The following is a 21,848-nucleotide window of genomic DNA, read 5'->3' as shown; positions in this document are numbered from 1 at the left end:
GCTCTTCGTTGAGGGCCACCTTGCGCTCCAGCATGGCCGCGTCTTCTGCACCGCGCCACTGCCTTGGCGCACGCGCCAGCCAAGCAGGCGGCTGATGATCAACTTGCTAAATGAGGGGATCCTTCAGGGCCCTGAACGCGGAGCCCGTCTTCGACAGCCGGCTCGCGCCCGTCGTCGCACGGGAGCATGAGCTGGCGAGCGCGGAGTCCGTGGCGATGAAGCTGCTCGCGGAAGAACCTTTCACGCTCCTGTCACGCGGCCTGCGGGTGCGCGCCCGCGTGGACGCGCACTTCGCGGCGATGCGGTTCGCGCCATGGGTGGCGCTCGAATCGAGCGCGGTGGCCACCGCGATGGCCATCGTCCGCGCGGGACTTGCCGTCACCGTGCTTCCGGAGCCTCGGCTCGCGGACGCGGAGCGGGTGTGGTGAAGCGTCAGTCCCCCGCACCCCGCTCGGAGCTGGCGGCGCACCATTGGCGCACGGGGCCCCGCGCACACCTGCGGCGGAGATCCGGGCACGGGCACGGGCCATGGAAGACGTGGGTTAGGCGAAGGCTTCAGCCCCAGGGCCGCAGCCAGAGCACCCATCCCGCCAGGCCCAACTGCACGACCAGGGTCAGCGTCGCGCCGACCGCCTGGATGGGATTCGTGCGGAGCAGTCCGACCGCATGCGCCAGCCGCGCCACGAGCAGCGCACCGCCGAAGACATGGAGCGCCGTCGAGTTCCCACCGCTCAGCTCCGCCAACAGCAGCAGGATGAGCGCCAGGGGAACCTGCTCGACGTTGTTGCCATGCGCGCGGATGGCGGACCCGAGGCCGGCATGGCCTCCGTCGCCCCGGAACACCTTGAGCTTCGTACGGACCATGCTGACGTTGATGGAGAGCGCCAGCGTGAGGAAGGCGTTGAGCGCGGCGTAGAGCGAAGTCACCGGGACCAGGGAGAGCGTGCCGAGCAGGGGATTCGTCAAAGAGAGAGCCTCCAACCACGAGAAGGCTGGGACGCTAGCCGTTTCATGACGCCCGTGGGATGCGACGACTCCGGCGTTGACGCCGCGAGGGTTGACTGTGACCCTGAGTCCCGTGTCATTGAACTCCCAGGCGGAAGCGTTCTTCACGGCATCAGGCGTTCGGCTCCGGCGGCGGGGTTCTCGTCCAGGCGCCTTCAACTGGCTGATGCTCCCGGGCGGGCCGGGGATTGGCTCCGAGAGCCTGTTCAGCCTGGCGGACGCGTTGGACGTTCCCGGGACGTGCTGGATGGTGGACCTGCCGGGAGACGGGTCCAACGTCTCTCCTCCCGGTGCGCCCCAGAATCCCTACGACGTGTGGCCGAGGGTCCTCATCGAGGCCGCCCAGGCACTTCCGAACTGCGTCTATCTGGGGCACTCCACGGGCGGCATGTATCTGCTGTCCGTGCCGGAGCTGGAGTCGCTCCTCGTGGGCCTGGTGCTCGTGAGCACGGCGCCGGACTCGAACTGGCGTGCGCCGTTCTTCGAGATGACCCAGCGCCATCCCCTGCCCGAGGTCGACGCCGCGACCCGGCGTTATGAAGCCGAGCGCACGGATGAACGGCTCCGCGACATCGCGGTGGCGTCGGCGGAGTGGAACTTCACGCCGGAGAGCGTGACTGCGGGGCGCGAGCTGTTGCGGCGGATGCCCTACAACCGCGCGGCGGTGGACTGGTCCGACCGGAACTTCGATGAGACGTACGTCCACACCTGGTGGCCGCGCTCCCTGCCCACGCTCATCATCAGCGGCGCCGAGGACCGCATCGTCCAGCAGACGCCCTGGTCGCAGCCCGCGTTCCAGGGGCCGCACATCCTCCACCAGCGGGTGGAGGGCGCCGCGCACTTCCCCTGGATGGAACGCCCGGACGCCGTGGCTTCCGCGATGCGCGCGCTGGTCGCTCGGATGACGCCTCGACCCTGAGTCCTCATGTCTTGCACCGGCGTACGTCCTCGCCGAGCATCGACCCGTGTCTCCCCTCCCCCTTCACGTCCTGGCTGACCGCTTCGTGCGCACGCGCGCACAGGAAGCCGCGCTCGTCCTGGGCGCTGCGCTGTGCACCGCGCTGTTCGCCCAGGTCTCCATCTCCGTGCCGGGCTCACCGGTACCCATCACGGGACAGACGCTCGCGGTCGTCCTCACGGCGGCGGCGCTCGGCCCCGGGCGTGGCCTTGCCGCGCAGGTCACCTATCTCCTGCTCGGCGCGGTGGGACTGCCCTTCTTCGCGAAGGGCGCCAGCGGATGGGGAGCGCTCGCCGGTCCGACGGGCGGCTTCCTGGTGGGCTTCCTCCCCGCCGCGTTCCTCGTGGGCCTCGCCGCGCGCCACGGCTATGACCGGCGGTGGTGGACGGCGGTTCCGCTCTTCCTCGCGGGCCAGCTCCTCGTCCTGATCATCGGCGTGTCGTGGCTCCACGTGAAGGCCGGGCTCGACTTCGCCACGGCCTTCCAGAAGGGCTTCGTTCCCTTCATCCCCGGGGGAGTGCTCAAGGCCGCCATCGCGGGTGTCATCACTCCCCTCGCCTGGAAATACACGCGGCCTCGCGCGCCCTGAAGCGGCGCGGACGGGATGGGCGTCAGCCCGCGCCGCGCGGCCGTGAACGCCGGGGTGTCGTCAGCTCCTGCGCGAGCGCTTCACGCAGGATGCCCGCCAGTTGGGCCACGGTCTCGCTCGGCTCCCGTTCAGCCCTGAGCAGGTACACAGGAATGCTCCCGAGCGCGGGGAGGCCTGAGGGTCCAGGCTCCAGCACGGCCAGCGTCTTCGGCAGGCTGAAGGCCGTCCGCAGCGTCACGCCCAGCCCCGCCTCGGCCGCAGCCCAGAGGCCCGCGAGGCTCGGGCTCGCGAACGCGATCCGCCAGGCGAGCCCCTTCCGGTCCAGGGCGGTCGTGCAGGCCTCCCGGAAGACGCATGGCGCTTCGAAGGCGATGAGCGGCAGCGGCTGGTCGCGACCCTCCATGCCCTGCCAGCCAGGCTGGCCAATCCACACGAGCGGCAGCTCGGCGACGCGCTCACTGCATCCTCGCGCCCCACTGCTCCAGGCGAGCGCGAGGTCCAGCTTGCCCGTCATGACGTGGTTGACGAGCTGGGCGTTGCGCTCGGTGCGCACCTCGATGCGCACCGCGGGATGCGCGCGCGCGAAGGTGCTGAGCACCCGGGGCAGCCACGTTTCAGCGAAGTCCTGCGGCAATCCCAGACGGACCTCGCCCTCCAACTCGCTGCCTCGCAGGCTGTCCACGGTCTGATCATTCAATTCGAGGATCCGCCGCGCGCGGCCCAGCAGCACCTCACCCGCCTCGGTCAGGACCAGGCCTCTTCCGGAGCGTTCGACCAGCGCGCGGCCCACCTGCTCCTCCAGCTTGCGCAGTTGGGAACTCACCGCTGACGGCGAACGGCCCACCCGTGCTGCGGCCCGGGCGAAGCTGCCCAGCTCGAAGGCCGTCACGAACGTCCGCAAGACATCCATGTCCAGGTTGATCCGGGGGAGCATCGTTCGATTTCCTCGAACCCAGGCTTCCAGACTTCGGATTTTTCGGCAAGGCGGGCCCGGGATACGACGCCAGTCATGCCGGCCTCTCCCGCCCATCCTCGAAGCGTCAGGGTCATGCCATTCGTTGTCGCCACGGTGGCCGTCTGGATGTTTTCGGCGGCGGCGCACGCGCAGGCTTCCTCCGCAGCCCAGTCCTGGCCGCTGCCCCAACCCGCGCCCATGCCACCGCCCATCGCGGCGCCGCGAGACACGCCCTACCCCGGCACCCTTCGACTGCGCGTCGATGCCACCGACACGGCGCGCGGTCTCTTCCGCGTCACGGAAACCCTCCCGGTCACGCCTGGAAGGCGGTTGACGCTGCTCTTTCCGCAGTGGCTTCCAGGGGACCATGGGCCCACCGGGCAGTTGGACGGACTCGCGGGGTTGAAGGTCCAGGCCGGGAAGAGAGTCCTTGCGTGGACCCGCGACGCCGTCCAGGTCGCGGCGTTCCACATCGACATCCCCGCCGGAGTGACGTCCATCGACGTGCACTTCCAGTTCCTTGGTGCCACGGAGCCGCGCGTGGGCCCGGTGGTGGCCACGTCCACGATGATGGATCTGCAATGGCACAACCTGGTGCTGTATCCCGCGGGCCATTACGCCCGGCGCATCACCTGTGTGGCCAGCGTGAAGCTGCCGCCCGCGTGGGAGTTCGCCTCGCCGCTGACCGTCGCCCAACGGGAGGGCGATGAGGTCCGGTTCCAGCCGGTGACGCTGGACACGCTGGTCGACTCGCCCGTGATTGCCGGCCGCCACTTCAAACGCATCCTGTTGAGCGAGGACCCCGTCCCGGTCCACGTGAACATCGTCGCCGACGACGCCGCGAGTCTCGAACCGCCTCCCGGCTTCGTCCAGGGCCACCAGGCACTGGTGCAACAGGCCTACCGGCTCTTCGGCTCGCGACACTTTGACCAGTACGACCTGCTGGTCTGGCTGGCGGACGGCTTCGGCCCCAGCTACTTCGAACACCTCCGCTCGGGCGAGAATGCCGTGCCCGCCGACTACTTCACGACCTGGAAGGACCGGCCCGAGCAGCGGGGCCGGCTGGCGCATGGGTTCGTCCATTCATGGAACGGCCTGTTCCGCCGCCCCGCGGAGATGTGGACGCCGGACTTCAACACGCCAGAGCGCGATTCGCTGCTCTGGGTGTTCGAGGGATTGACCTCTTACTGGCAGGACGTGCTCACCACCCGGGCGGGTTTGTGGACGAGGGAGGACGCGCTCGAGGACCTTGCCGCGACCGCGGCGGCCATGGCCAACCGCCCCGGCCGGCGCTGGCGCCCGCTCCGGGACGCGACGAACGACGCCATCGTGCAGCGCCGCAAACCGCTCTCCTGGAAGGGCTGGCAGCGCGACATGTTCGATGCCTACTCCGAGGGCCAGTTGATCTGGCTGGAGGCCGACACGCTCATCCGGGAGCGCAGTGGCGGCCGCAAGTCGCTGGATGACTTCGCTCGTGCGTTCTTCGGCGTGCGCCCGGGCAGCCAGGTGACGATGACGTACACGCTGGAAGACATCGTCACCACGCTCAATGCCATCCAACCCCATGACTGGGCAGGCTTCTTCCGCTCCCGGATTGACGAGACGCACGACGCCCCGCCCCTGGAGGGAATCACCCGAGGCGGCTACGCGCTCACCTGGAGCGAGCAACCCACGGATGCCGTCCGGCGCGCCGAAGCGGCGAGCGGGAACGTGGACCTCGGCGACTCGCTCGGCATGACGCTCGCGAAGGACGGGAAGGTGCTCCGGGTGGAGTGGGAGAGGCCGGCCTTCGAGGTGGGCCTGCTGCCCGGCGCGGTGGTGACGGCCGTGAACGGGAGCCCCTACGACGCGCAACGGCTGAAGGACGCCGTCAAGGCCACCGCGCACCAGGAGCCCTTGCGGCTCTCCTGGCGCCAGGGCACGGCCACGCGCTCCGCCCTCATTCCCTGGGATGAGGGCTTGCGCTACCCCCGGCTGCGGCGGGTCGAGGGCACACCGGCGCTCCTGGATGAAATCCTGGCGCCGCGAGACTGACTCCGCTGAGCGCCTCCACGCGCGCCGTCATGCCGCGGAACGGCCGAGCCACTCCGCGAACCGCGTCTTCCCGATACGAGGCGTGCCGATCGGCGTGAGAGAGCTGTCCTCCAACTCCACGCCGAAGTAGCGCGCACGGGCATCCGGGATGACCTTGCGCCCGTCCTGCCTGGCGCGCAGGAAGAGCTGCACCGCGTCCACCAGGCGCAGACGCTCCGGTCCGGCCACCTCGACGATGCCCTGGACCGGCTTGCCCAGCGCCGCTTCGGCCACCGCGTCCGCTACATCCTCCGCCGCCATGGGCTGCATGAGCGCCGTGGAAAGGCGCACCGCATCCCCGTCCGCTCCCGCCTGCGCGATGCTGCCCATGAACTCGAAGAACTGCGTCGCGCGAACCAGCGTGTACGGAATCCCGCCAGCCTGGATGAGCTTCTCCTGGGCCATCTTGGCGCGGAAGTAGCCGCTGCCCAGCAGCCGTTCGGTGCCGACCACGGACAACGCGACGTGGTGCTCCACGCCGGCCTTCGCTTCCGCCGCGAGGAGATTGCGCCCCGAGGTCTCGAAGAACGACAGCACGGCGGCGTCCTCGAACGACGGTGAGTTGGCCACATCCACCACCACCCGCGCGCCCGCGAGCGCCTCCGCCAGGCCCTCGCCCGTGAGCGTGTTGACGCCCATGCTGGGGGCCGCCGCCACCACCTCATGGCCCTGCTCGCGCAGCCGCTTCGCCAGCTTCGTTCCGATGAGGCCGGTGCCCCCAATGACCACGATCTTCATGTTTGCCTTTCGGTTGACGCCAGCAACGTATGGGTGAAAGGTGTTGGCCGCCATGCCATCCACCCCTGGTTTTCCGCCAACCTCCCGCCGGCCGCGCACCGTGCTCTTCGTCGCCTTTCCGGACATGGGGCTGTTGGACATGACGGGGCCCCAGACGGTGTTCTGGGCCGCGTCCAAGGCCCTGGCCGAGCGTGGATGGCCGGGGTACGTCCGCCACACCGTGAGCCTGGAAGGCGGGCTCGTGCAGTCAGCGGAAGGCGTCGCGTTGCAGACGTCTCCGCTCGCCGCGTTCAGGGACGTGCCGGTCGACACCCTCGTCGTTCCGGGCTCGCCGGACATCGAGCAGGTGCTGGCCCGGTCAGGACCTCTGATTGAATGGCTGAGGAAACAGGCGGCAGCGGCCCGCAGGACCGCCTCGGTGTGCAGCGGCACCTTCCTGCTGGCGCAGGCCGGGCTGCTTCACGGCAAACGCGCGGCGACCCATTGGGCCATGGGAGACCGGCTGTGTGAGCGATTCCCTTCCCTCACGCTCGACCGCGATGCCATCTTCGTCCGGGAGGATCCGGTGTGGACCTCCGCGGGAGTCAGCGCGGGCATCGACCTGGCGCTCGCGCTGGTGGAGGCGGACCATGGACATGACATCTCCATGAAGGTGGCGCGGGAGCTGGTCGTCTTCCTGAAGCGGCCGGGCGGTCAATCCCAGTTCAGCGAGCTGCTGCAATCCCAGACCCAGGACACCGCCGACTTCGATGCGCTGCACCTGTGGCTCGCGGACAACCTGGGCCGTGACGACCTCACCGTCGAGATGCTGGCCCGGCAGGCCCGGATGAGTCCCCGGAACTTCGCGCGTGTCTACAAACAGAAGACCGGCCGTACCCCCGCGAAGGCCGTGGAGGTCCTGAGGCTGGAGCGAGCCAGGGGGCTGCTGGAGGAGTCGAAGCGCAACATCGACCAGATCGCCCGGATGTGCGGCTTCGGCAGCGAAGAGCGGATGCGGGTCACGTTCCAGCGCAACCTCGCCGTTTCGCCGAGCGACTACCGGAAGCGGTTCGCGACCTGAGCGCCGGTTTCATCCCAGCACACGGCGGTCTCGTCCCGCGCGCCGGCGGTTTCGTCACATAACGCCCGGGTGACGGGGAACAGACCGGTATCTCCCATTTGCGCCGAGCGGCGGTCCGCACGGCCCAAGAGGAGTCACCGTGAACATCCGAAACACCGTTCTCGCGAGCGCGCTGGTCCTGATGTCCCTTCCAGGTTGTCAGGGAGAAGACCCACCGGAGGCAGACATGGGCTCCGTCGCGCAGGAACTCACCTGCGTCAACGTGATGCCCGTCATGACGGGCTCCACGACCCCGGCCGGCGCCGTCACGCGCTCCAGTGCGTACAGCGCGGAGTACGAGGCCTGGAAGGCCTTCGATTCCGCATCCTCCACGTCGATGTGGATCTCCGCGCGGGGCAACACGCCCGCGTGGATCGGCTACGAGATGCCCGCGAACGCCGTGACCATCCATCGCTATGCCATCGTCTTCCACAACGGCTCGACCCTCACCTCGCGTGCCCCCAAGAACTGGACGCTGCAGGCCTGGAACGACTTGACCTGGGAGGTCATCGATACCCGCACCAACCAGACGAACTGGGCCGGCTACGAGCGGCGTGAGTTCACACTCGCCACCCCCGCGACAAACATCGGATGGCTCGCCGCTCGTGGGCGAGCGGGATGCCTTCCTGACGAAGTACCGCTACACCGGCGTCCGTCAGTGGACCCGGCAGGTCGGCGGTCCGGGCGTCCTCACGGAGGGCTACGGCTCCGCGGTGGATGGAATGGGCAACTCCTTCCTGGCCGGCACCGCCAACGGCGGCGTGGATGGGAACACGCGCATCGGTACCTTCGACGCCTTCGTCACCAAGTTCGACGCCACGGGCGTCAAGCAGTGGACCCGCCAGCTGGGCACGCTGAGCGCGACCACGCACGGGCGCAAGGCCGCGGCCGATGCGGCGGCAATGTCTATCTGGCGGGCTACAGCGGCGGCGGTCTGGGCGGGAACCCGAACGGCACGCCCGGCGTGGATGCCTACCTGGCCAAGTACGACAGCGCGGGCACACTGCTGTGGACCCGGGAAATCGGCTCCAACAGCTGGGTCTGGGGCACCGGCATCGGCGTGAACAACACCCGCGCTCGCATCCAACAGCTCTACGGCGAGCAGTATGGACTGGTGTTGGAGGACCTGCCGGAGGGCGGCGTGGTCGCGAGGGTGGAGCTGCCGTTCGTGGAGTCGCGCCATGGGTGAGGCACAGCGTGGCGGAGGGTGGCGGGTGCTGGTGGTGGATGACGAGCCGCTGGCCCGGAGCAATGTGACGCACCTGCTGGCCCAGGCCTCCGACATCACCGCCGTGCAGCAGTGCGAGGGAGGGCAAGACGCCATCGCGGCCATCCTGCGAGAGCGGCCGGACCTCGTCTTCCTGGACGTGCAGATGCCCGGGTGTGATGGCTTCGACGTGCTGCGCGAGGTGGGCGTGGAGCGGATGCCGCCCGTCATCTTCGTGACCGCCTTCGACCAGTACGCGGTGCGTGCCTTTGAAACGAACGCGCTGGACTACCTGCTCAAACCCTTCAGCGACTCGCGCTTCCGGGACGCGCTGGACCGCGCACGGCGCCAGCGCGCCCAGGGGAAGGACCAGGAGTTGCTGCGGCATCTGTCCGCGCTGCTCGAACAGCACCGTCCCCCACCGCCACCGCCCGAACCGGTGGAGCGCATCGCGGTGAAGACGGGCGGCAAGGTGCTGCTGATTCCCGTCGAGGAGCTGGACTGGTGCGAGGCGGAGGGCAACTACGTCATCCTCCACGCGGGCACCCGTTCGCCCATGCTCCGCGAGACGCTGAACCAGGTGGAGCAGTGGCTGAATCCGCGCCGCTTCGTGCGCATCCACCGCTCGCTGCTGGTCAACGTGGAGCGCATCCGCGAGCTGGAGCCCGACGTGGACAAGGGCTGGGTCGTGGTGCTGCGCGACGGCACACGCCTGCGGCTGAGCCCCAACCGCAAGGCCGCCGTGGAAGCCCTGCTGCGTCAGTCGTTCTGAACCCGTGCACCGTCAAGGACAGTTCAACGTCGCTGGGGAAGGAAGGTTGTTCGGGTTCTGGGGAAGCGGCTGGGGATCCGCCGGAATCGCCCAGGAGAAGTCCGTGGTCGTGAAGCCCGTGAACCAGGGGTACGTGGCGAAGTTGATGGGCGCCTTGTAATCACAGGGATACGAGGGCGTCTGGAGCACCCACGTCGCGGGCGGACTGCTCGCGGTGTTCGCGAAGGCGCTGGCCACGGCCGCGGTGCCATGACACGTCATGCAGTTGCTCTGGACGCCCAAGGGGATGTTCGGTGAGGTCTCCAGGTAGGGATTGAAGCAGACGGTCATCTTGCTGCTCCCCCTGCCCTGGGTCTGGTTGTAGGCGGTGCACATCGCGTAGTTGCGCCCCGCCCCCGTGACCTTGTCCGTCATCCCCTTCTTGCTTCCGGGAAAGTCATCCGGCGCGTCGCTGCCGGGCTGCCACCAGAAGGTCTGCCACGTCCAGTTGGCGAGTTCCTTGGTGTTGACGTGCATCGCCGTAAGCACTGCGTAGTCGCCGGCTTCCGCCTGGAGCCCCTCGATGTTGGTGCTGTTGAAGGCCTTGGCTTCGTCGGCCGTCATCTGGAAGGAGTAGAGGGCGGAGAGCGGCGTGTGCAGGTAGTGCTCGCAGCTGAGGATCGCGGACCCGGGATGGGCGCTGTTCACCTGGTCGATGAGTGGCGCCACGCCCTGGATCTGCTCGGGGGTGGCCTCCTCGATGGGAGCATCCGCCGGAGCCGTGGGGTCCACGATGGCGCACGTCAGCCACAGCGAGGGCGTGGGATGGCACTTGTCCGCCTCTTGTTGCTCGGGCGTGCACGTCGTGTCTGAGTTGACGCTGCCCGCGAGGCCCCTCCACACGGGCACTGGCGTGGGCTTGTGCTTCTTCACCAGGTACAGCACGGGCTTGAGCTCCATGGCCGCCGAGCCCCGGTTCCCCGCGGAGGGCGCGGTGTACGGCGCCTGCTGCACCGTCCGCTGCGCGGTGGGTGTATTGGCCGGCCACTGGCTGTTGAGGTCGGCCAGGCTGGTGAACCGGTTGTAGAAAAACGACGGCCCCCCCGGCGCGGCCGGATGCCCCTGCGTCAGGTACGCGGCCATCTCCGGATTGAACTTGTTGAAGGAGACAAGCTGGTCGGTGGGGGTGACGACCGGGCCCGAGCCGGCGGGATGGTGGAACTGCCGGGGCCCGTGGAAGCCATGGGTGGCCTTGCGCCGCGACACGTCTGGCGTTGGCTGATCCGGGGCCGGGAAGAGCTCCTCGCCGTTCCAGGTGTCCCAGATGGGCATGGGGAGCCCGGTCCCCGGGTAGACCTGTCCGGAATCGGCATGCAGACCGGCCCAGAGGTTCCAGGCCTTGGGGGTGATGCGGGCGGTGTTCCATGCGTCCGCCCACTGCTGGATTTCCTCCCGGCTGCCTGGAAAGTCATATCCAGGAGGGATGGGGGTGGGGGTAATCCATGGGTCGCGAGGCTTGCAGGCGACCAGGATACAGACGCAGGTCAGCAGGAGGGTCCGAACAGGATGGCGCATGGGTGAAATGCAAACGCATGCACCCGAAATGTCTTTGCGGCTCAGGGAGGAGACACGGCGACACGCTGCCCCACGGCACCAAACTCCAGGTGTGTCACCTTCGCGCGGGACGGACCCAGCGCGGGCAGGATGAACCACGCCGCGCCCACCAGGGCCTGGGGCCTGCGCAGCGTCACCCCTGGCTCCAACACCCGCTCCACGATGCCGTCGGGGCCGTGGAAGGTGACCCGCAGCGTCTGGGGCACACCGAGCGCCCGGACATAGAAGGCGTAGCGCTCGATGCCGTGGCCCAGACTTCGGGACGCGAACCCGAGCACCTCCAGGTTCCCCTGCCGCACGGACAGGGGCGTGATGCCGTCTGGCAGGGGCGCGGGCTGGGGCAGCGGCGCGTCCAGGTCATAGGCCCGCAGCGCGGCCTGGGGCGGCACTCCGGGCACGGGGGCGTAGGGCTCCGCGAGCGGCGAGACGAGATACGGGTGATACCCGCGCTCGTGCGCGAGGGCCACGTCCGGAGCCCGCCGGTACGTCATGCGCCCGCTCCAGAACATGAGGTTCAGGTTCTCGAAGTTGAGCGGCGGATCCGTATCCAGCGCGGCGAAGACGACGCTGCGCTTCGGCGTGTTCCGGGACAGCGCCAGGCCCACCTCGCGCGAATAGCTGACGTACAGCTCTTCGAGGTGCGCGTCCTCGTAGCGCGCCTTCTCCACCGGCAGCGTGATGGCCAGGTGCCAGGCGAGCACGCCTGACGCCGCGAGCCCCAGCACCCCGGTCATCCATTCGGGCCGGCGCGCCAGCCGCCACACCACGGCGGTCATCGCCCCCGCGAAGAAGACCATCACCAGCCCTTCGGCGAGCCCCGGAAGGGTCCGCGTCTGGTCCCAGGACGCGGGGAGCGATTCGCGCATGCGGGTCAGCGCGGGCAGGTGCTCCATGGCCAGCGGCGTGCCGAGCGCCGCCAGCAACAGCGCCGCGAGCGTCGGATGGCGCCACGCGTCCGAGCCCGCGATGGCCAGCGCGGCGAGGACCGCGGGCACGGCGCCCCAGGCAATGGCCGGGACCTTCACCGTGCCCAGCGACAGGACGAGCCACGTCGCGCCCACCCACAGCGCGAGCCCCACCGTCTCCAGGTCCCGCTTGCGCACGGCGCGCACCAGCAGCCAGCAGAACGCGACCAGGGGCAGCACGTTCGGGAGCGGCTGGAAGCTCGTGCGGTTGACCTCGTTGAGGACGGCGTCCAGCGGGCGGCGCCAGGGGCCTACGTCCACGGTCGGATCATGGAAGAGGTGCGCGCGTGTGACGCGCGACTCCAGGTCATGCAGCTCCGGCCAGCGCCACCCGGAGTAGAGGCTCCACGGCGCCGCCACCACTCCGGCCGCGGCCACCATGGCCAGCACCGTGGTGAACCTCGGGCCCGGACAGAAGCGCAGGCGGCTCAGGCCCCACAGCGTCGCGGCCACGCCCAGCGGCGTCAACGCGAGCCCCGTCTTGCAGAGGTAGCCCAGCCCCACCACTGCTCCCGCAGCGAGCCCCCACCGCCAGGAGTTCTCCCGGGTGGCGTGGAAGAGCAGCGCCACCGCCACGGCGTTGCACCCCGCCAGCGTGCAGTCCGTCACGTCCCCGAAGAAGCGCCCCTGCACCAGCTGCCAACCGAAGGGCAGTGCCAGGAACCCCACCGCCGCCAGCGTGGCCCACAGCCGCCCCGCGGGCCGTCTGGCGATGAGGTAGATGGCGGCCCCCGCGGCCAGGTGGCCCAGGAGCGAGGCCAGCCGCAGCGCGAACGGCGTCACGCCCACGACGTGCATCATCAGCGCCCCGAACCAGAAGGGGCCCGTGGGCTTGTGCATCCAGACGTTCGCGGCCCACCAGTGCCGGATATCGCTCGGGTAGAGCGGGTCCTTGTAGATGTGCGGCGTGAAGAAGGTGTCGTGCGTGCCGCGCGCGGCGGCCTGATGCATCGCCTCGTCCCAGTTGTAGATGGCGGGATGGGCCAGATGCGGCGCCAGCTGCGCGAGCCCCCACACCACGAGCGCCACGACAATCAGGCCGTCGAGCTTCGTCCGGTACGGGTCAGGGGCGCGGTAGGTCTGGAGGAGGGCGTTCATCGGAAGGGGGCAATTCACCACCCACGCCCTGGGACCGCAAGCCGCGCAGGAGCGGCCGCCCGAGCCGATTCCGGAGCAGGAACGGACCAGACGCCGCAGGTCCGGACCGTGTGCCCGCCCCCGGTTTCGGGCCCAATCCCCTCCCCCCTGTCCCCCACCCAGGAGTCTCCAGACCATGAGCACGTCCCCGACGCCCTCCCACCGCGGGCTCGAAGCCCTGCTGACGCCCCAGAACTCCGTGCTGGTGCTGATCGACCATCAGCCCTACCAGTTCGCCAACCTGCACAGCCATGAGCCGACGATGGTGGTCAACAACGTCGTCGGTCTGGCCAAGGCGGCGCGGGTCTACAAGGTGCCCACCATCCTCACCACCGTCATCGAGGAGCGCGGCGGCTACCTGATCAAGGGCCTGCAGGACGTGTTCCCCGAGCAGAAGCCCATCGACCGGACCTTCATCAACACCTGGGAGGACCGCCGCGTGGTGGACGCGGTGAAGAAGACGGACCGCAAGAAGCTGATCATCGCCGCGCTGTGGACGGAAATCTGCCTGGCCATGCCCGCCATCCAGGCCGCGGGCGAGGGCTACGACGTCTACGCCGTCACGGACGCCTCCGGTGGCGTCAGCCGCGAAGCGCATGACATGGCGGTGCGCCGCATGCAGATGGCGGGCGTGACGCCCATCACCTGGATGGCGGTGGCCGCCGAATGGCAGCGCGACTGGGCCCGCGAGGACAGCGCCACCGAGCTCGCCGGCGTGTTGTCCGAGCACGGCGGCGGCAGCGCCGTGGCCTTCGCCTGGGAGCTGCAACTGCTGGCGGGCCGGCCCGGCCGGGGCGTCTGAAGGCACGGCGGGCCCGGTCCAGGGGGTGACTCACCTCCGGACTGCTGACATCGTCCTCCCGGGAAGTGGCTCCCCGCCGCCTGGGGAATGGGAGGACGATGTCGTGGAGACGCGCGCTGAACGGCTGAGCCCGCTGCCGGAGAACGTGGTGGATATCTCCGTCAGCCGGCGAAAATGGAATGGCATCTGCGTGGATGTGAATGCCACCCGCTGTTCGGGGCCGGCCGAGCATCCCCTGTGCCTGGAAAGCCATACACGCCTGAGCGCGTTGCTGGAGGAGGTTGGGGTGCCCTGCGAGCCGCGCCTGCGCGAAGGCCGGCCCTGCGCCATCGGTTACGTCCCCCGGCAGCTGAACCTCATCCCCGCCGGCATGCCACTGTGGGGCTACAGCGCCAATTCGCGCCTGGTGCGCGACGCCGTGCTCACGTTCGACTTGAAGGACCTGGGCGAGCGCCTGGGCCAACCGCTGAGCCCCACCGAGCTGGGTGCGCCGAGGCTGCGCTTCGTGGATGACCGGCTCTGGACGCTGATGCGGCTGCTGGCCGACGTGGTGGATGACGACGACCCCGCCACCCAGCTCTACGGCGATGGATTGACCGCCGCCCTCTTCGCCAGGCTGGGGTCGCGTCGTGGAGAACGCCCTTCAACGCGCAAGGGCCTGGCACCGTGGCAGCTCCGGCGGGTGCTCGACTTCATGGAGTCGCGCCTGCCTGGACGGGTCGAGCTGTCGGAGCTGGCGGCGCTGGTGGACCTGTCCCAGGCGCACTTCAGCCGCGCCTTCAAGGCCTCCACGGGCGTGGCGCCCTATCAATGGCAACTGCGCGCCCGCCTCGAGCGCGCACAGGCGATGATGCTGAGCACGCCCGCGTCGCTGGAGCAGGTCGCGGAAGCGACCGGCTTCGCCGACGCGGTGCACTTCGGCAAGGCCTTCCGGCGGGCCCACGGCACCACCCCCGCGAGGTGGCGCCGGGACCGGAAGGACTAGGCGCGCCTGAAGGATGCCAGGCAGCCCAACGTCACCCCCGCCATGAGCGAGGCGTAACCCACCAGGGGCCACGCGGTGTCACCGTCGAGCAGGACGACCATCAGGGTCCCCACGACGCCGACGACGAGGCTCTGGATGCAGAAGTAGAGCGCGACCGCCGTTCCCGCCACGGCGCCAAAGGCCTGGAGCGCGCCATTGGCGGTGACGGACGCGGCGAACACGATGCCCGCGGAGATGACCCACATGGGCGCGACGAACGTCCAGAAGGACGGCGCCATGAGGAGCTGCCCGGCGGTGAGCAACGCCGCGCCCAGCAGCAACAGGAGCATGCCGCGAGCAAGGCTGCCCGCCAGACCCCAGCGGGCCACGAAGTGCTTCGCGAAGCGTGTCGTCACCATCATGGCGAGCGCTGCGGTGGCGAAGGCCAGGCTGAAGCCCAGCTCCGAGAAGCCCGCCCGTCCCATGAGCACGCGGGGCGCCGTGGAGAAGAACACGAAGAAGGAGCCCATCGCCGCGCTGAAGCCCAGCGTGTACGTCCAGAACGCGGCGCTGCGCAGGATGCGTGGGACGGACACCTTCTGAATAGCCACGCCGGAGGGTCGTGTTTCAGGCCAGCGAGGCAGTGCCTGGAGAAACGCCGCCGTCGCCAGGACTCCGAGCGTGACGAAGATTGCCCGCCATCCGAAGCGACTCGAGAGCAGGGCCCCGGCGATGGGGCCCAATGCTGGAACGAAGGCCAGCATGGCGCTGAACAGGCTGTAGATGACCGCGCCTTCGGGCCGCTCCGCATAGACGTCCCGGACGGTGGCGAAGGTCGCGACGAGCGCGGCGGAGGCTCCCATGGCTTGCAGGAGCCGGAACCCGACGAACATCGCGGCATCGGTGGTGCTCGCGAGCAGGAAGGAGGAGAGCGCGAAGATCCACGCGCCCCCCAGCAACACCCGGCGCCTCCCGATGCGGTCCGAGAGCGGGCCGAACACCAGCTGTCCGGCCCCGAGCATGGCCATGTAGAGGCTCAGCGTGAGTTGGATGATGGAGGGGGAGGTGCCGAGGACTCCGGTCATGGCCGGAACCACGGGGAGGTAGATGTCCATGGCCAGCGAGGCCAGGAGGTCGAAGGGGGCCATCAGCAACAGCGCTGCTGGCACGGAGAGATTCCACGACAGGGCTTTGGGGTCAGACATGAAGGCATCCGCGCAAATGAGGAACATCTGGCGGCGATCTGCCTCTCCACGGGGACCGGGATGAGCTGTGGCAGAGGGCCGCGGCAACGGTGAACGTGTCGCCGCGGCTCACTCATCTGCGGAACTGGCGTCCGTCATCCGGCGGGCTCCTGGGTGCATCGGGTCCGGGCGGGACGAAGACACCGGGCCCGTCCTGACAGGGTGTGCGAAGACCGGAGGGACCTCCCCTGTTCAGCCCCGCGGCGCGCGATACGCCGGGAAGAAGCCCGTGTCGCCGCGGCCCGCTGAAAGGCGCGCGTACACCGAGGGATCGCAGATGACCTCGTGGGTGTGGAGGCGGGAGCTTGCGTTCGCGAAGCTCCGCTTGAACTGCTCGAGGCCGTCCCCCGGCCGCACGCCGCCGCCCAGGTGCAACGGCAGCCCCAGGCGGACGCTGAGCTCCACCATGGACTCGAAGACGGTGTTCTTGGTCGGAGAGCGCGACAGGTGCGCATCCGCCGTCCCGCCCAGGTAGTAGTGCAGCACGCCGTCGCTGGCGACCGCCACCCCCGAGGAGGCGATACGTCCGTCCGGTGCACGCGTCGTCACGAGCCAGGCCACCGGCGAGGAGAACAGGTCCTCGAAGTACGCGTCGGAGAAGAAGTACCGGGCGTGCGCTTCGTCGCGGACCATGGTCTGCCGGTAGACGTCCTTGAAGTCCGCGCGCTCCTCGTGCGAGGCCGCGCGCGCCGGACCGCAGGTGCTCACGTAGCCCAGCCGGGTGTTGCGCCGCATCTGCCGGCGGGCCTCCGCCTGGAATTCGAGGGGGCGCCGGGAGTCGATGAAGAACACCTCGTTGCGCTCCGTCCCGCCCACGAAGCAGCGGGGACCCGAGACGCGGTCGCGCACGAAGAGGCTGACAAGTCCGATGCCGGTCCAATCCACGGCGTCTTTCGATACCTCGCTCAATCCATCCAGCCGCCCGCCAGGGAAGCCATACGGGGAGATGGCGTCCTGGTAGGGCGTTCCCTCGATGGGCCGCACGAGGAGCGGCACCCGCAGCGCGCGCCCCTCGCCGTCCTCGATGACCAGCGTATGCGTCACCTGTTCGGCTCGCAGATGGTGCGTGGAGCGGAAGTAGTCCTCCGACAGGGCGGACATTCCCGCGTCAGGAAGCAGGATGGCGCGGCATGTTTTCGGGCTCGGAGACGTCAGTCGCAAGGCTTCGGTGTGATTCATTCGAGCGCATCCTTTCCGTGAGCGATGCAGGGCCCGCCGACCCCCTGCTCCAGCGCGGGGCGCGGTGGCCCTCAGGCGAGGCGTGGCGGGACCGGCGCCTGGGATCCTGCCTTCCGCCGCCACTGCCGGAAGGCACGCAACGCGGGCTGCTCGACCCCGTAGGTGATGACGATGGCCAGCAGGAACCCGGCCGTCAGCGCGACCGCGATGGTGGCCTCCGGGCGCCAGGCCGCGGCCTCCAGCCGCCGGATGATGACGTACCCGATGTTCTGGTGGACCAGGTAGAACGGATAGGAGATGAACCCCATGAAGAGCAGCGGGCGCCAGGTGAGCCAGCGCAGCCAGCCCCGGGACAACGCATAAGAGAGGCACAGCACCACCGGGAACACGGGGGCGGGAGCCTCACTCCCCACGAACACCTCGTGGGCGAAGCTGACGGCCACGAGCACCAGCGCGGACGGAAGGGAGACCTCACCGCGGCGCTGCTTGAAGGCCAGCACGCCCAGCGCGAAATACTGCAGGTGCGGCCGGCTCGCGAGCCTCGCCAGGAAGGTCATGCCCAGGGCCTGGGCCGCCAGCTCCGCCAGGGTCTGCAGCACGACGAGCACGATGAAGATGGGGATGATCCTGGGCAGCGTCCGCGTGTACGCGAGCATGAACATCAGCAGGTAGAACGACAGCTCGATGGTCAGCGTCCAATACACGGTGTCGACGTGCGGGACGCGGAGGAGCTCGTGAAACATGGTCAGGTTGACCAGGGCCGTCTGGAGGCTGAACTCGCGCTCCGGCAGCCCGAACAGCGTCACCACCGTGAAGGTGAGCGCGACGGCCGTCCAATAGGACGGGTAGAGCCGGGCCGCGCGGCTCCACACGAAGTCCCGGACCCGTTCCACGCGCTCCAGCGACATCAGGATGACGAAGCCGCTGATGGCGAAGAAGAGCTGGACGCCATACTTCCCGAAGCGCATCTCCCAGAGGGGAACCGTGTGTCCGTAGAGGTCGCTGTATTCCGCCGTGAAGTGATACAGCGCGACCGCCAGCGCCGCGAAACCCCGGAGCGCGTCCAGTTCCACCAGACGCGGTGGGTTCGTCTCCGGAGCGGCAGGGATGTGTGTCATCCGGGTTCACCCTTCCTGGAGCTCTCCGGTCGGCGTTCGGAGCGAGTCCAACGGTAGGTGTCTCCCGGTGTTATCACCATGCACCCTTGGGTCGCGAACATGTGTCACGTCGTCCGCATGCGCCGGCCCTCGCGACGGAGGGCGGACATGCGACATGCCACTCAACTCCGGGGCGCGCGATACGCGGGGAAGAAGCCCGTGTCGTCACGGCCTTCCGACAGGAGGGCATACACCTCCGGCTCGCAAATCAGCTCATGGGTGTGGAGGCGGGAGCTCGCGTTGGACAGGCTCCGCTTGAACTGCTCGAGGCTGTCCCCCGGCCGGATGCCTCCGCCCAGGTGAAGCGGAACGCCGAGTTGCGAGCAGAGGTCCGCCAGCGTTCCAAAGACATTCTTCGCCGGCGAGCGCGACAGGTGCGCATCCGCCGTTCCGCCCAGGTAGTAGTGCAGCATGCCGTCGCTGCGGACACACAGCGCGGCGGAGGCCACATCCCCCTTCGGTGAATGCGTCGTCACCAGCCAGGCGCACGGGGACGCAAACAACTCCTCGAAATAGGCATCGGAGAAGAAGTACCGGGAGCTCGCCCCTTCGCGGACCATGGTCTGCCGGTAGGCCTCCTGGAATCCCTCCCGGTCCTCGCGCGACGCCACGCGCGCCTCACGCGCGGCGCTCACGAAGCCCAGCCGGAGGTTGCGCCGGATGTGCCGGTAATGCATCTCCCGGAACTCCACCGGCAGGCGCGGGTCGATGAAGAACACCTCGTTGCGCTCCGTCCCGCCCGCGAAGCATCGGGGCCCCGCGATGCGGTCGCGCACGAAGATGCTGACGAGCTCCGCTCCCGCCCAATCCACCGCCTCCTTCGACACCTCCCGGAGGCCGTCCAACGCGCCACCGGGAAACCCATACGGGGAAATGGCGTCGCGGTAGGGCGTTCCCTCGATGGGCCGCACGATGAGCGGCACCCGCTGCGCGTTCCCCTCGCCGTCCTCGATGACCAGCGTATGCGTCACCCGTTCGGCTCGCAGATGGTGCGCGGAGCGGAAGTAGTCCTCCGACAGCGCCAACGCCCCTTGATCAGGGACGAGCACGGCCCTCATTCGCATCATCCGCATGGCTGTGCCCCCCCGCCACCTGTGTCATCACGACTGTATTTCGATTTGTTACTGGCTTTCGCGTTGCAGAGTAGCCTCCCAGCCCCTGCGCTGGAGCCGCCCGCCGGGGCCCCCCCGATGTTGGAATCCGGGCGGTGATGCACCTGGGCCTCGCCCTGTCGTCGCGGTGCCCGGGTTCGCCAGTGGAAGTGCCGCGCCGCGCCTGCTGCTACGCTCGGCGGCGACCTCTCCGGGAACTCCCAACCGATGAAGCGCGTCCTCCTCGTCCTGCTGGTCCTCGTCCTGCTTCTCGGGGGCGTCCTCGTCGTCCGCACGCTGCGCTTCGGTTCACGGCAGGTGACCGCCGAGCCCGCCGAGCCTTTCACGGTGGATGCCGCCGGAGCCGCGAGCCGCCTCGCGGAGGCACTGCGCCACCGAACCATCGCCGCCTCCGACGGAATGAGCGCGGAGGACGCCGCATTCCAAGCGCTGCACGCCGGGTTCGTCGCCCGGTTTCCCCGCGTGCACGCGGAGCTCGCGCATGAGGCCGTGGGCGCGCATGCGCACCTCTACACCTGGAAGGGTTCGGAGCCCGGCCTTCAGCCCGCGATGCTGATGGGCCACCTGGACGTGGTGCCCGCGGAGGCGGAGGCCACCTGGAGCCACCCGCCCTTCGATGGCGTCGTGGCGGATGGCTACGTGTATGGACGCGGGACGCTGGACGACAAGGGCAGCGTGCTGGCCATCCTGGAAGCCGTGGAGGGCCTGCTCGCCGAGGGTTACCGCCCCCGCCGCACGGTGCTGCTCGCGTTCGGCGCGGACGAGGAGGTGGGCGGGCATGACGGTGCCGCTCGCGTGGCCGCGGTGCTGCGCGAGCGGGGCGTCCGCCTGGAGTCGGTGCTGGACGAGGGCGGCCCCATTGGCGTGGGGCTCGTGCCCGGCGTGGCCGCGCCGGTGGCACTGGTGGGCGTGGCGGAGAAGGGCTCGGCGCGCGTGGAGCTGGTGGTGCGGAGCGCGGGCGGACACGCGTCCATGCCGCCCCCGCAGACCGCAGCGAACACCCTGGCCCGGGCGATCGGGCGGCTGGAGGAGAACCCGTTCAAGCCCGAGCTGCGCGGCGGGACGCGGGCGCTCTTCGAGTACGTGGGGCCGGAGATGAACTTCGGGATGCGCCTGCTCTTCGCCAACACCTGGCTCTTCGCGCCCGTCATCGAGCGGCAGATGTCCGCGGCTCCCTCCACGAACGCCAGCATCCGCACCACCTTCGCGGCCACCATGCTCGAAGGCAGTCCCAAGCCCAACGTGCTGCCCTCACAGGCGAGAGCGGTGCTCAACGTCCGCCTGCTGCCGGGCGACAGCTTGGAGGACGTGCGCACCCACGTGCGCAAGGTGGTGGATGACGAACGGGTGGAGCTGACCGCCGAGGGCGACGAGGCTTCGCCGGTGTCACGCATGGACACGGAGGGCTGGGGGCAGCTGCAGCGCAGCATCCGGCAGGTGTTCCCGGACGTGCTGGTGGCGCCCTTCCTCACCGTCGCGGCCACGGACGCGCGTTACTTCCATCCCCTGAGCGACAGCGTGTACCGCTTCGTGCCGGTGCGGATGAACCGTGAGGACCTCACCCGGATGCACGGCCGCGACGAACGGCTCTCTGTGGAAGAGCACGCCGCCGCCATCCGGTTCTATGCGCAGTACCTGCGCAACAGCACGCGCTGACAGGGCACGCCTACGCCGCGACGAATGGCAGCAGTTCGTCGAGGCGGGTGAAGACGACGGTGGGCGCGCGTGAGCGCAGCAGCGCTTCCGTCGCGTAGCCCCATGTCACCGCGGCGGTGGCGATGCCCTCGGCCGCGGCGGCCTCGATGTCGCGCACCTCGTCGCCCACGGAGAGGGCCTCGCCGGGACGCACGCCCGCGGCCTTCAACACCTTCCGGAACTTCGTCCGCTTGCCGAAGAGGCCCGCGCCGCAGGCGTAGTGGCGGATGCGCGCGGACGCCACCGGCCCCAGCACGCGCCGCACGTTCTCCTCCGCGTTGGAACTCACCACGGCCAGGGTGAGGCCCCGCGCCTCCAGTTGCTCCAGCATCGCCTCCACGCCCGGGAAGGTCGGGATGCGATGCGCGTCACGCGCGACGAGCTTGCGCACGTGGGAGGCGATGAAGGGCATCTTCCACATGGGCACGCCGAGCTGCGCGATGATGGCCCGGGTGTCCTGCCCGCGCAGCGCCTCCAGCTCCTCCTCGCTGACGGTGCGAAAGCCATAGCGCCGGGCCACGTCGTTGAAGATGCCGCGCAGCCAATCCGCGCTGTCCGCGAGCGTCCCGTCGAAGTCGAAGATGATCAACCGGTATCCCATGGG

At 69.3% G+C, this 21,848-nt stretch carries 20 protein-coding genes and 2 pseudogenes; 11 read left to right on the top strand and 11 right to left on the bottom strand.

Annotated features, from left to right (window positions below; genetic code table 11):
- Positions 1–131 precede the first annotated feature (131 nt).
- Positions 132–546 (top strand): annotated as a pseudogene (locus tag D7Y04_RS11330) (LysR substrate-binding domain-containing protein); the annotation flags it as partial.
- Positions 547–555: 9 nt separating this feature from the next.
- Here the strand turns inward: D7Y04_RS11330 and D7Y04_RS44405 are convergent.
- Complete coding sequence (locus D7Y04_RS44405; protein ID WP_158620746.1) at positions 556–966, bottom strand: MAPEG family protein; 411 nt, start codon at positions 964–966, stop codon at positions 556–558.
- Between the two features lie 205 nt (positions 967–1,171).
- Here D7Y04_RS44405 and D7Y04_RS11320 point away from each other — a divergent pair, with 205 nt between their 5' ends.
- Positions 1,172–1,924: an alpha/beta fold hydrolase gene (locus D7Y04_RS11320; protein ID WP_147477087.1), complete on the top strand. Its 753-nt coding sequence runs from the start codon at positions 1,172–1,174 to the stop codon at positions 1,922–1,924.
- Between the two features lie 85 nt (positions 1,925–2,009).
- The gene (locus tag D7Y04_RS11315; RefSeq protein WP_233601354.1) at positions 2,010–2,552 is read left to right on the top strand and encodes a biotin transporter BioY; all 543 of its coding nucleotides are present in this window, start codon (positions 2,010–2,012) and stop codon (positions 2,550–2,552) included.
- A 22-nt stretch (positions 2,553–2,574) separates the two neighbouring features.
- Here the strand turns inward: D7Y04_RS11315 and D7Y04_RS11310 are convergent, their stop codons facing one another.
- Positions 2,575–3,486, bottom strand: a complete 912-nt coding sequence (locus tag D7Y04_RS11310) for a LysR substrate-binding domain-containing protein (RefSeq protein WP_121759211.1) — start codon at positions 3,484–3,486, stop codon at positions 2,575–2,577.
- A 114-nt stretch (positions 3,487–3,600) separates the two neighbouring features.
- On the opposite strand from D7Y04_RS11310, the gene D7Y04_RS11305 reads away from it, so the two are divergent.
- Positions 3,601–5,541 carry a M61 family metallopeptidase gene (locus tag D7Y04_RS11305; RefSeq protein WP_199749642.1) on the top strand — a complete coding sequence of 647 codons (1,941 nt, stop codon included), beginning with the start codon at positions 3,601–3,603 and terminating at the stop codon, positions 5,539–5,541.
- Between the two features lie 27 nt (positions 5,542–5,568).
- Here the strand turns inward: D7Y04_RS11305 and D7Y04_RS11300 are convergent, their stop codons facing one another.
- The gene (locus tag D7Y04_RS11300) at positions 5,569–6,318 is read right to left on the bottom strand and encodes an SDR family oxidoreductase (protein WP_121759209.1); all 750 of its coding nucleotides are present in this window, start codon (positions 6,316–6,318) and stop codon (positions 5,569–5,571) included.
- A 52-nt stretch (positions 6,319–6,370) separates the two neighbouring features.
- On the opposite strand from D7Y04_RS11300, the gene D7Y04_RS11295 reads away from it, so the two are divergent.
- Positions 6,371–7,378, top strand: coding sequence for a GlxA family transcriptional regulator (locus D7Y04_RS11295; protein WP_120599209.1), 1,008 nt, complete (start codon positions 6,371–6,373; stop codon positions 7,376–7,378).
- Positions 7,379–7,576: 198 nt separating this feature from the next.
- Here the strand turns inward: D7Y04_RS11295 and D7Y04_RS11290 are convergent, their stop codons facing one another.
- Positions 7,577–7,780 (bottom strand): hypothetical protein, encoded by a 204-nt coding sequence (locus tag D7Y04_RS11290; RefSeq protein ID WP_120599210.1) that lies wholly within the window; start codon positions 7,778–7,780, stop codon positions 7,577–7,579.
- A 191-nt stretch (positions 7,781–7,971) separates the two neighbouring features.
- Here D7Y04_RS11290 and D7Y04_RS46725 point away from each other — a divergent pair.
- The 3 genes and pseudogenes from D7Y04_RS46725 to D7Y04_RS11280 form a co-directional block, all read left to right on the top strand.
- Positions 7,972–8,163 (top strand): annotated as a pseudogene (locus D7Y04_RS46725) (SBBP repeat-containing protein); the annotation flags it as partial.
- 86 nt (positions 8,164–8,249) lie between these two features.
- Complete coding sequence (locus tag D7Y04_RS45555) at positions 8,250–8,606, top strand: hypothetical protein (RefSeq protein WP_233601353.1); 357 nt, start codon at positions 8,250–8,252, stop codon at positions 8,604–8,606.
- On the top strand, positions 8,599–9,396 hold the full coding sequence (locus D7Y04_RS11280; protein WP_121759206.1) for a LytTR family DNA-binding domain-containing protein: 798 nt from the start codon (positions 8,599–8,601) through the stop codon (positions 9,394–9,396). The genes D7Y04_RS45555 and D7Y04_RS11280 overlap by 8 nt, the downstream gene beginning before the upstream one ends.
- Positions 9,397–9,408: 12 nt before the next feature.
- On the opposite strand, the gene D7Y04_RS11275 is transcribed toward D7Y04_RS11280, so the two are convergent.
- Together D7Y04_RS11275 and D7Y04_RS11270 are read right to left on the bottom strand one after the other, a co-directional pair.
- Positions 9,409–10,950 (bottom strand): hypothetical protein, encoded by a 1,542-nt coding sequence (locus D7Y04_RS11275; RefSeq protein WP_147477086.1) that lies wholly within the window; start codon positions 10,948–10,950, stop codon positions 9,409–9,411.
- A gap of 41 nt (positions 10,951–10,991) precedes the next feature.
- Entirely contained in the window at positions 10,992–13,052 is a 2,061-nt protein-coding gene (locus tag D7Y04_RS11270; RefSeq protein WP_121759204.1) for a glycosyltransferase family 39 protein, read from the bottom strand.
- A 175-nt stretch (positions 13,053–13,227) separates the two neighbouring features.
- Between D7Y04_RS11270 and D7Y04_RS11265 the strand changes: the two genes are divergently transcribed.
- On the top strand, positions 13,228–13,893 hold the full coding sequence (locus tag D7Y04_RS11265) for a hydrolase (RefSeq protein ID WP_120597935.1): 666 nt from the start codon (positions 13,228–13,230) through the stop codon (positions 13,891–13,893).
- Between the two features lie 103 nt (positions 13,894–13,996).
- Positions 13,997–14,878, top strand: a complete 882-nt coding sequence (locus D7Y04_RS11260; protein WP_120578908.1) for a helix-turn-helix domain-containing protein — start codon at positions 13,997–13,999, stop codon at positions 14,876–14,878.
- Here D7Y04_RS11260 and cml read toward each other — a convergent pair.
- The 4 genes from cml to D7Y04_RS11240 form a co-directional block, all read right to left on the bottom strand.
- Positions 14,875–16,062 carry a CmlA/FloR family chloramphenicol efflux MFS transporter gene (gene cml, locus D7Y04_RS11255; RefSeq protein ID WP_199749641.1) on the bottom strand — a complete coding sequence of 396 codons (1,188 nt, stop codon included), beginning with the start codon at positions 16,060–16,062 and terminating at the stop codon, positions 14,875–14,877. The genes D7Y04_RS11260 and cml overlap by 4 nt on opposite strands.
- 231 nt (positions 16,063–16,293) lie before the next feature.
- Positions 16,294–17,280, bottom strand: coding sequence for a GNAT family N-acetyltransferase (locus D7Y04_RS11250; RefSeq protein ID WP_120597932.1), 987 nt, complete (start codon positions 17,278–17,280; stop codon positions 16,294–16,296).
- Positions 17,281–17,351: 71 nt separating this feature from the next.
- Positions 17,352–18,398 carry an acyltransferase gene (locus D7Y04_RS11245; RefSeq protein ID WP_121759202.1) on the bottom strand — a complete coding sequence of 349 codons (1,047 nt, stop codon included), beginning with the start codon at positions 18,396–18,398 and terminating at the stop codon, positions 17,352–17,354.
- A gap of 161 nt (positions 18,399–18,559) precedes the next feature.
- Positions 18,560–19,495, bottom strand: coding sequence for a GNAT family N-acetyltransferase (locus D7Y04_RS11240; RefSeq protein WP_233601352.1), 936 nt, complete (start codon positions 19,493–19,495; stop codon positions 18,560–18,562).
- A 261-nt stretch (positions 19,496–19,756) separates the two neighbouring features.
- Between D7Y04_RS11240 and D7Y04_RS11235 the strand changes: the two genes are divergently transcribed.
- The gene (locus D7Y04_RS11235) at positions 19,757–21,205 is read left to right on the top strand and encodes a M20 family peptidase (protein WP_121759200.1); all 1,449 of its coding nucleotides are present in this window, start codon (positions 19,757–19,759) and stop codon (positions 21,203–21,205) included.
- 10 nt (positions 21,206–21,215) lie between these two features.
- Here the strand turns inward: D7Y04_RS11235 and D7Y04_RS11230 are convergent, their stop codons facing one another.
- Complete coding sequence (locus D7Y04_RS11230) at positions 21,216–21,845, bottom strand: HAD hydrolase-like protein (RefSeq protein ID WP_121759199.1); 630 nt, start codon at positions 21,843–21,845, stop codon at positions 21,216–21,218.
- Positions 21,846–21,848: the final 3 nt, after the last annotated feature.

Origin of the sequence: Corallococcus sp. AB038B, from assembly GCF_003668955.1 — a bacterium.
Lineage (GTDB): Bacteria > Myxococcota > Myxococcia > Myxococcales > Myxococcaceae > Corallococcus > Corallococcus exiguus.
The sequence above is the reverse complement of the archived record's forward strand: the minus strand, read 5'-3'. Positions and strand labels throughout refer to the sequence as shown.